Annotated in this window: 6 protein-coding genes and 2 pseudogenes; 3 read left to right on the top strand and 5 right to left on the bottom strand. The window is 69.2% G+C overall.

The genetic code is table 11. From position 1 onward, the window contains the following. The first annotated feature begins 1,056 nt into the window (after window positions 1-1,056). A complete protein-coding gene (locus ABZ906_RS45900) occupies window positions 1,057-1,410 on the top strand; it encodes a hypothetical protein (RefSeq protein WP_361393270.1) in 354 nt (117 codons plus the stop codon). 193 nt (window positions 1,411-1,603) lie between these two features. Here ABZ906_RS45900 and ABZ906_RS45895 read toward each other — a convergent pair whose 3' ends face one another. Next, complete coding sequence (locus ABZ906_RS45895; RefSeq protein ID WP_361393268.1) at window positions 1,604-2,215, bottom strand: hypothetical protein; 612 nt, start codon at window positions 2,213-2,215, stop codon at window positions 1,604-1,606. Between the two features lie 249 nt (window positions 2,216-2,464). On the opposite strand from ABZ906_RS45895, the pseudogene ABZ906_RS45890 reads away from it, so the two are divergent. Next, window positions 2,465-3,903, top strand: a pseudogene (locus tag ABZ906_RS45890) (Helicase associated domain protein); the annotation flags it as partial. A gap of 134 nt (window positions 3,904-4,037) precedes the next feature. Here ABZ906_RS45890 and ABZ906_RS45885 read toward each other — a convergent pair. After that, window positions 4,038-4,403 (bottom strand): Pycsar system effector family protein, encoded by a 366-nt coding sequence (locus ABZ906_RS45885; RefSeq protein WP_361393267.1) that lies wholly within the window; start codon window positions 4,401-4,403, stop codon window positions 4,038-4,040. Between the two features lie 206 nt (window positions 4,404-4,609). On the opposite strand from ABZ906_RS45885, the gene ABZ906_RS45880 reads away from it, so the two are divergent. Further along, a complete protein-coding gene (locus ABZ906_RS45880; RefSeq protein ID WP_361393265.1) occupies window positions 4,610-5,563 on the top strand; it encodes a hypothetical protein in 954 nt (317 codons plus the stop codon). 468 nt (window positions 5,564-6,031) lie between these two features. On the opposite strand, the gene ABZ906_RS45875 is transcribed toward ABZ906_RS45880, so the two are convergent. The 3 genes and pseudogenes from ABZ906_RS45875 to ABZ906_RS45865 all read right to left on the bottom strand — a co-directional run. Then, a complete protein-coding gene (locus ABZ906_RS45875; RefSeq protein WP_361393263.1) occupies window positions 6,032-6,982 on the bottom strand; it encodes a helix-turn-helix transcriptional regulator in 951 nt (316 codons plus the stop codon). Then, window positions 6,969-7,472 (bottom strand): hypothetical protein, encoded by a 504-nt coding sequence (locus ABZ906_RS45870; protein ID WP_361393262.1) that lies wholly within the window; start codon window positions 7,470-7,472, stop codon window positions 6,969-6,971. The genes ABZ906_RS45875 and ABZ906_RS45870 overlap by 14 nt, the downstream gene beginning before the upstream one ends. Window positions 7,473-8,616: 1,144 nt before the next feature. Then, window positions 8,617-8,857: pseudogene (locus tag ABZ906_RS45865) on the bottom strand (hypothetical protein); the annotation flags it as partial.

Below are 8,857 nucleotides of genomic sequence, written 5' to 3'. Positions count from 1 at the left end.
CCAGTGCATGATCGTGGCGTGCTCGCCCGCCGCGCACCGCTTCGCTCTGCCTCCGGCAGCCGAATACTCGAATCCTCCGGATTCTCCTTTCGCGCGTCTCCGCGCGAATTGCCGCCCTCCGGGCGGGAGTTATCGAAATGGCCCTCCGGGCCTTTTCGATAACTGATTCGACTTCCAGTCGAAAAGAATTCCACCCTCCGGGCGTAATTCCCAATACTCTGTACTCCATGCGGAATTGACTGGCCGTCATTTCCTGGAGTGCGCCTCCCGGTCGGGTGTGATTCCCTCCGGGAATCAACCAGGGAATTTCCAATTCCCTGGACTGGAAACAGCTTATACCTTTTCCGGGAGGGAAAAGCGAACTCCCGGAAAAGCAGGGGGCGTTGGCCCTCCGGGCCAACCCCTGGCCAGAGGCCGGTCAGCCGCCCTCCGGGCGGAGCAGGCGGACCCCGGGCCGCCCCTCCCTGCCAGGGGCCTAGCCAGTCCAGAAGCCGATTGCGTCAAGCACCCGGGCCAGGGCGCTGGCCTTCAGATGATGACTGCGGCAGCAGTACCTGCGTCTGCGCCAACGCCCGGTCTGCTCGACCTGCTCACCGCACCAGCCGCACTGCCTTACCCTCCCGACTCTCCTGCCCCACCTCACGCCCGGACCCTAGCGCAGCATGAAAGCGGCCACCCCGACCTACACCCTGCTGTCCGGCGAGTTCGCCACCGAAAGCAACCCATGGCCTGCCCCAAGCTCGCAGCCTCACGAATCTGTGCGTCATTCTCCAGAGGCGGATACTTTGCTTCACAACACCGGTCAGCCCCTCCCAGCGATCGCGAACTCCCCCGCCACGGCCTTCCTCGGCTGACGTCTCTCCCCCACTCCGGACCATCACCGCCCATGCCACTTGCCAGCCAGCGGATGCCGCAGGACCTGCGGTCTACGGCGCAGGGCGGCCCCGGACCTCGCGCTCCCGGCCCCCGCGCCCACGCGTCGATAAGCGGCTACTCAGGGCGAGGTAGGTACTCGCGCCCAGGCGGAGCGCGGCAGTTGCCGCCTACCGTTCACGCATGAGCGTTGAGCAGGCAGCTGAAACGGATGAGCAGACAGCGGCGCGGCAGCCGTCACCCCGTACATCGTCACTCGTCCAGGCGATTGCCGCCATCGCAATGCTGTTCAGTCCCCTGCTGCTGGAGCCCGTCCCGGTCGCAAGATGGATCCTCTTTCTTCCCGTGTACTTCGTCGTACCCGTGGGAATCTCCGCGGTCGTCTGCGGCCTCCTCGCTCTGCGCAGAATGCGGGACCAGGAGGAAGCCGATCCCTCCCGGGCCCGGGCCGGTGTCGTGCTGGGCAGCGCAGTCGTCGTGATCCCGCTGACCGTAGTCATCTTTTTCATCTACGCACTGCAGCAGGCCTACCAGTAGACGGCTCTGGGAAGCGGACGGCAGGACCACAATTCCCCGAGCTCAATGATCCCCCGCACGCGCCAGGCGCCACCACGGGGCCGCGGGCCGGCGCCAACTGGCCCGTATAGAGGGAGTCATGGCGTGTCTCGGCGGAGCGCTCGGCCTGCGCTGCACCACCAGGTCGCTCCTTGTGTCGCATATCCTGCGCTCGTCAGCCGATGGGCTCGCGCATCTCCTCGCGTACCTGCAGCGTGATGCGCGCTACCTTCTCCAAGTCCACCTTGTCTGGGTCCTGGTACACGTTCTCGTCGGTGACCACACCCACCGACGCCGAGGTGTTGTCATCTGCCCACACGCACATCGGCACGTTGCGTGGCATCCCGTCCTGCTCCGACGTCAGCACCATGCACTCCACCGTCACCTGCGAACCCCGCACGGGCACATCGCGGGCGGGCACGGCCACCGTGGCGCCCTCGGCTTCATCTGCACCCTCAAGCATGTCGTCCCGGGTCTCCGCCGGACTCCTGAACCGCCCGTACAGGCCCGAGACCACCAGCCTGCTGCCGTCCTGCTCCCCCGCGCCCGTGTAACTGCCCACCACAGCCGTCGGATTACGGACATGGCTGCGGTTACGGTTCTCCTCCACGATCCGCCGCCCTTCCGTGCCCGAAAGATCCGCGCTCAGCTCGAACGTCCCCCCGGCCAGCTCCGCCGGCACCCGCAGACGGTACTTCGCCTCCGGGAACCCCACCCCGCCGAACACCGCAAACCCCACCATCACCAACACCACGACCAGCACACCCGCCCCGACCACCGCGACCACCCTGCCCGTCCTGCGCCCCGGCGGCGGCGGGGCACCCCAGGACGCCGGTACGGGATAGGGCTGCAGCCCGTACGGCGGCCCCTGCTGCGGGAACGGAGCAGGGGCAGGGGCGGGGGGAGGTTGCAGCGGTATCTGCCCGTAGACAGGCGGAACAGGACCGAACCCACCAGAGGGAGACGGAGGCATGGACATGCCCACACGCTACGTCACCCCCCGCACACATACAGCCGCCGGGCCCCGAGGCCAACCGCCGTTCGCGTGCTCGGTGAGGGCGTGGACATCACCGGCGAGCGGGGCGTGGAGGCGGTGTGCTTCGCGGACACCCGCGGCTCGCAGGTGGAGATCGTGCAGAACATCGGCCGTGCGCTGCGGCTCAACAGGGACGGCTCCACCAAGGTGGCCAGGATCATCGTGCCGGTGTTCCTGGAGCCGAACGAGGACCCGACCGACATGGTCGCCAGCGCCAGCTTCCGCCCTCTTGTAGCGGTCCTCCAGGGTCTGCGCTCGCATGATGAACGTCTGGTCGAGCAGCTCGCCTCCCGCGCGCTCACCAGCGGCAAGCGCAAGGTGCACGTCCAGCGCGATGAGGACGGACGGATCGTCGGGGCTGGCGACGAGAGCGAGGGCGCCGACCAGGAGCAGGACGACACCGACGCCGCTGCCGAGTCCGCGCTGCTGCACTTCTCCAGCCCGCGCGACGCGGCGACGATCGCGGCGTTCCTGCGGACACGGGTGTACCGGCCGGGGGAGTCGCTGGTGCGGCTGGAGGGCTACCAAGCCCTGCTGCGCTGGCGGGCGGAGAACGAGATCACCGGCGTGCACGCCGTGCCCTACGACGTCGAGGTCGAAGTCGGCGTCACAAAGGCCTTCCCCCTCGGGCGGTGGGTGCACCAGCAGAGGAAGGCCCTGCGGGCGGGTGAGCTGGAGGAACAGCGCAAGAGCCTGCTGGACGCACCCGAGGCCGGGATGGTCTGGGAGCCGGGCGAGGAGGCATGGGAGAGCAAGCTCGCCGCGCTCCGCTCCTACCGGCGCACCAACGGGCACCTCGCGCCGCGTCAGGACACGGTGTGGGGCGAGGGCAAGGCGATGGTGCCCATCGGGCAGCACCTGGCCAACCTCCGGCGCAAGGGCGCGAAGAACGGCCTGGGCAAGGACCCGGAACGGAGTAGCTGACGGCGATCGACTCAGACTGGGACTGCCCCTGGCCCCTGGACTGGCAACGGCACCACCGCTTCCTCGCCGACCTGGTCGACGCCGACGGCGTGCTCTTCGACATCCAGCCGGGCGTACGGATGGACGGCGACGACATCGGCAAGTGGCTCCAGCAGCAGAAACACCCGGTCACCTGGGCGCAGCTGTCGACCGAGCAGCAGGCGCGGCTGACCGCGCTGGGCGTACAGCTCGCCGAGCGGCCTGCTACGGCCCCGGCCGAGAAAAGTGCGGCCGACGGTCCGGCCAAGACGTCGGCCGCCTTCACCCGCGGCGTAGCGGCACTCGAGCAGTACATCGCACGGGAGGGCAAGACCAGCGTCCCGCGCGGGCACAGCGAAGAAATCGCGGTCGACGGCGAGACTGAACCGGTATCCGTCCGGCTTGGCGTATTTCTGAGCAACACCAAGGCCAGGCGGGACAAGCTCACCAACCCGCAGCGCGCCGAGTTGGCCAGGCTTGGCATCACCTGGGCCTGAGGGGTGCCGGTAGAGGGTCGAGCCAGGCAAAGGTGAAACTCCGAGAGGTCCCAGCCCTACGCCCTGGGGCCCGGGACCTCTCGGTTCGCGTTTCCTAGACGATCCCTTCGGCCTGCGATCCAGTGTTCACCCCATCAGCCAGCGACTCCCGCAAGGAACACCACCAGCGAGCCCAGACCGAAGAGAACGAAGGAGAGCTGCACGTGCCGATGCTTCTTCCACGCAATTTCGCTCATAACGATGAGCTGGCGGCTGAGGACCGGAAGGATGTCGGTCTGTTTCAGTGCGGTAGTCAGCTCATTCGCCTCGCGGTGCATCAGGTGCCCGAAGTAGATGAAGTTGTTCGGTGCTTCCGCCTTAACCTTGGAAGTGCGGAGGCGGGGTACGACGACCAGCATCGCGAAGATGGCACCCGCCAGAATGAGTAATGTTCCGAGCCACAGCAGGGAGCGAGCGCCCCAACTGCCGAGGTGAGCAAGAACGTGGTCGTCGCTGGACAAGGCGATGATGCCCGCAGCGGCAGCCGATTCGAGGGTCAGGGCGAATGACGCCTTTGCGTCTACTCGAGCGGTCCATCCTCCGAGCTCCGTGTGGATGCGCCAAGCCGCTGCATGATGTGCGGCCCGGTCTTGCCTCCTCCGACGCCCTACGCAGCCAGGAAGGTGCGTCCGGGCAGCGGCGGAGGCGAGGGCTGTTCCGTATGGCTGTGGGCGGGCTCATGATGGCCATGGGCTACGTGGCGGCGGGGCTGGGTCTGTGGTGGCAAATCGCGTTGACGCCGTTGCTGCCCGCGGCGGCGTGGTGGCTGGGACCATGGGTCGCCGACCGGGAACGCCACTCCCGGGTGATTGTCTGGGGGTGCGGGCTAGCCTTGGTCGGTGGTGCCGCGCTGACCGGCTATGCCGGCCGGGTAACGGTGCTGCAAGCCGGAGGCCTGGACGCGGTATGGCAGGGCTGCGTCCTGCTGGGCGTTCTGCTGGTGGTGCTGCGTGGCTGTTGGTGCGCGGTACGGCAGAGCTGGCTTTCCCGCAACGCCGTCGCCCTGCTCTCACTCGCCGCGCTACCCATGGCGTGGGTGCTTCCCTGGATGGGGCGGCTGCTGCAAGGGATCTACATCACCGAGTTGTTCGGGGTTCCGTTGTCGGCCGTCAACGCCGATGCGGTCTGGATGTATTTCGCCGGTGTGAAGCTGGCCGGCCTGTGCATCGGCGCGGCTCTGTGTGGGCTGGCTATGGCTGGCTGGGCGCGTCACGCCTATTGGATCACTGGGTCGATGGCGTACTGCGTGCTTGTCATCGGGGTGTTTACCGCACTGATGATGCTGGCAGCGATGGTGCTGGGGCTGTCATCTGCCAACACCGCCGCTCAACGCACGGCCGCACAGGCTTCGGCCGGTCACGATCTGTCCTCCTTCTACGGCATCAGCGCTCGGCGGGTCTGCGTCAGCCCGCTAGAGAAGGACACAGCAGTGCAACCAGGCCCCCTGCCCACCGGCCACCCCGTGGTGGCGTTCGACGTGTCTGGCGATGAGACGTGGCTGTGGGACCCGCAAAGGGCGCAAGACTCGTCGGTGCTGGCAGAAAGCACCCTGCGTGTCCGGAGCGACCAGATCGTGACCCGGGCTGTGGCGGCGCACGACCGCTCCTGTCCCTCGTCCTAAGCAGACTGTCCCACTCGCTCGAATCGGCGCGATGCACCCAACCTGGCAGCTCTCCACCGGTGGTCGGTGGAGAGCTGCAGCCAAGAGCAAGGCCGCGTCGGACGAGTTGGCGGTTGGAGGCGAGGCTGGTGGCGGTAAAACTGGACATACCAAACCGCCCACGACACGGATCCTAGCCTGCGGACACCGGACCGCCTCGCCCCGTTCCAACACAGCAGGCCTGCACCCCCAGGAACGCTTACCCGGGTGTGCTCGCGCGTACCTGGTGGTTGCAGCAATGGGTACAGCCTGGTGAGGGCATGGGCGGTGCGCGCCGCACTCGCGCAGAGGCGGCGCCCTTCGTCGACGGCCAGGCCGGCAGGGAGTGCGACCTCATCGCCTCGTCGATCGGGTAGGTGAATGCCGCACGGGCTCCTGGCACGCCGGGGGCCCGGACTGTCGCGCGGTCCGGGCCCCTGGGCAGTGCGGTCAGCTGCTGCGGCCGACCAGCTGGATCACGGTGAAGATGACCATGAAGACGACGACCATGCCCACCGACATGGAGGGCCGGTCCCGGTACCAGGCGGTGCGTTCCGGTTCCGCCGCGGCGATCAGGGGCGGCGGGGTCGTGCGGTGGCGCAGGTGGGCGATCTTGATGCGGGTCACCGTGTAGTGCCAGATCAGCGTCTTCTCCTCTTCGACGCCGCACGCGGACAGGAATATCTTCAGCCACTCCGTGGTGGGCAGCTCGTTGCCGTTGAGCACGTGGGCGAACGTCGCACCGCTGATCTGGTAGATCCTGCGGCTGCGGCGTTCCAGGTCGCCCATGGTCAGGCCCTTGGTCGCGACGAGCTCCCGCATGACGGACAGGACGTCCTCGGGCACCGTGCACAGCGCGAGCGCCGTGTGGATGTGGTCGGTGGTCAGGCTGCTGACCCGCTGCGCGTCGTCCGCGTTGCGGGCGTCCAGCTGAATGTGGGCGTCCATGAACTGCTGCACCAGGGCGAGCAGCCCGTCAGACTGTGCGGGAACGACCTGCCCGGTGACCTTGCGGCGGAGCAGGCGCGGCTGGTGCGGCTGATGTGCTTCGCCCCGCTCGTCGAACCCGTTGTCTGCCGCGCGCGCCTCCGGCGGGGCCACGGTGCTCGCACCGGCGGCCGCTTCGGCCTTCGCTCGTGCCTGGGCGTTTTGGTACAGACGCCTCCATGAGGTGAGCCCCCCGGTGAAGCCGCAGCCGCGGACGTAGGCCTCCACGAGCTCCCACTTGGGCACGGTGGTGCCGGAGGCGGCGGTGGACAGGGCGGCCGCAGAGTAGTGGGACTGGGAGGCGAGTTGCTTGTAGGTCAGCCGGCTGCTCTGGCGCAGCGCCCGCAGTTCGCGGGCGAGCTCGGCCACCTCCATCGGGGACGTGGCCGGGATGTCCTTCTCAGGCCGCGCCATGGCCGCTCCCGGACGCCTCGGTGCCGGTGTTGCGCGAGCGGGCGCGGTGCGCGAACCGCTGGGCGGCCCGGTGCAGGTTGCGGTGGCGGGGGTGCTGCGGCAGGCGCGCGCCGCCGCCCGCCGGCCGCGGCGTGCGGGGGGCCTCCGCGCGGCGGGCCTCGCCGGTGCAGCGGCTGTAGCCGGGGCGCGGGCGGTGCGGGCGTGCTGCGCCGGCGGGCAGTTCGCCGGGTGCCAGCCGGGCGGGTGCCCCGGGGTGCTCCCGGTCGTCGGCGGCGGCCGGGGGCCGCGCGTGGGGTCCGGGCACCGCGGCCGCCCGGGCGTGGGCGGTCTGGAGCAGGAGGTCGCCGACGGTGCCCGCGACGACCGCGCCGACCAGGGCGCTGGTGACCGGGTCGGAGACCAGGGACTGCGTGACGAGGCCGGCGGCGGCGCCGATGCCGTTGGCGGTGAACGCCGCGAGGGCGTAGGGACGGCGCGGTGTGCGCTTCATGGGAGGCATGTCTTTCTCTCGTGTCCGAGGGCCCGCAAGAAGGCCCTGCGACGGCTGCTCCGGGGCGGAGCAGTCCTTCCCCGCGGCCCGCTCCGGATCTCCGGAGCGGGCGTTGGGACGAGCGGCCTGAGTGCTCGGTGGTGCATGGTGCGTATTCAATTGGCGTGCATGCGGCCCGATACCGAGAAGGGGAGCGCCAACTCCCGTTCTGCGGCGGTCACTCGTGGTCACCGGGGGCCTTGCGTGCGCGTGGGACCAAGTCTGCCCCACGGGGGCGCTGAGGTGGCACGCCGTCAGCTCACCGGCTGGGCTGGCGCGTTCGTGGACAATGGCGGATCCGCGGGACACGTATGGCAAGCAGGGCGTGAACAACGGGCATCTGGTACCGCGGACCGCGGCGGGCCTCGTCGCACGTTCATACGGTTAAGTCCCCTTTGCCATAATTCCTTTACTCGTTCGGGTGTATGGACAACGCTTCGCGAACAACCCGGGGAATCGGCAAGTTCCCAGCTCAGACGTATTATTTCGTTGTTCGGGTTGTTCACCGGCGTTGAGCATGACCGCGCAACATTCACACTCCGCATGCGCCAGGCGACACCATGGGACCGCGGGCCAGCGCCAACTGGCCCGTATACAGGGAGACATCGCAAGGCCTGAGTGCTCCTTAGGGCCCCCCGCTCCGCGCGGGGGGCCTTCGAACTGTCACCGGGCGTACGCTCGTGCGGCTCCCGGCGCCCCCAGGCATCTGTGAACAACGCACGGCCCCTTCCCCGGCCCCCGCGCCTCTGTGTGTCCGACGTCACTCGCGCGGCGCGGCCCGCTGCCCGGGCCGGCGATCGGAAGCGGCCCCGGTACGGACAAGACTGCTTTCGAAACGGTCCGAAGTGCTCGGCCGGAGCTAGACCACATCCGCCGGGGACCGTACATATATGCACTTCACCGCCCTCCTCGGGCCTCTGCGCGGACTAGACCAGTTGCGGGGCGCCTCGCCGTGGGCAGGAACCGGACCACTGCGCGCCCGGATCCGCCAGGGCCCGGGGCGGCAGGGAGCCTGCACGAGGTGATGCGGTCCGCAGCGGCGGACCGGGCCCGGCCGCGCCGGCATTGGTCTTCCGCGGCGCCCGGCCGCCGCCCGGGGCAGGGCTCAGGCATCGGCGGGCACGGCGCTGTCGTGGGGCTCCGCCTCGATGACGAGGACGCCTTCCTCTCCCTCCAGCAGCGAGGCCCGGCGCACGCCGGCCTCCCACGGCGAGGGCCAGCTGGTGGCCGCGTCCGGGCGCGCCCCCTGCAGGGGGCGCGCCCTCCAGGTCGGCCTCGCGCCGGTCGGCGCCGGGGTAGGCGCTGGTGGCCGCCACCACTTACGCCCGGCCGCGGGCCGCCTCCGG

Source organism: Streptomyces sp. NPDC046925 (assembly GCF_040644915.1).
Lineage (GTDB): Bacteria > Actinomycetota > Actinomycetes > Streptomycetales > Streptomycetaceae > Streptomyces.
Note: the sequence above shows the minus strand (reverse complement) of the source record. Positions and strands in the feature narration are given on the sequence as shown.

Coding starts and splice junctions, on each gene's coding strand:
- ABZ906_RS45900 (WP_361393270.1), top strand. CDS start 1,057: ATGAGCGTTGAGCAGGCAGCTGAAACGGATGAGCAGACAGCGGCGCGG.
- ABZ906_RS45875 (WP_361393263.1), bottom strand. CDS start 6,982: ATGGCGCGGCCTGAGAAGGACATCCCGGCCACGTCCCCGATGGAGGTG.
- ABZ906_RS45870 (WP_361393262.1), bottom strand. CDS start 7,472: ATGAAGCGCACACCGCGCCGTCCCTACGCCCTCGCGGCGTTCACCGCC.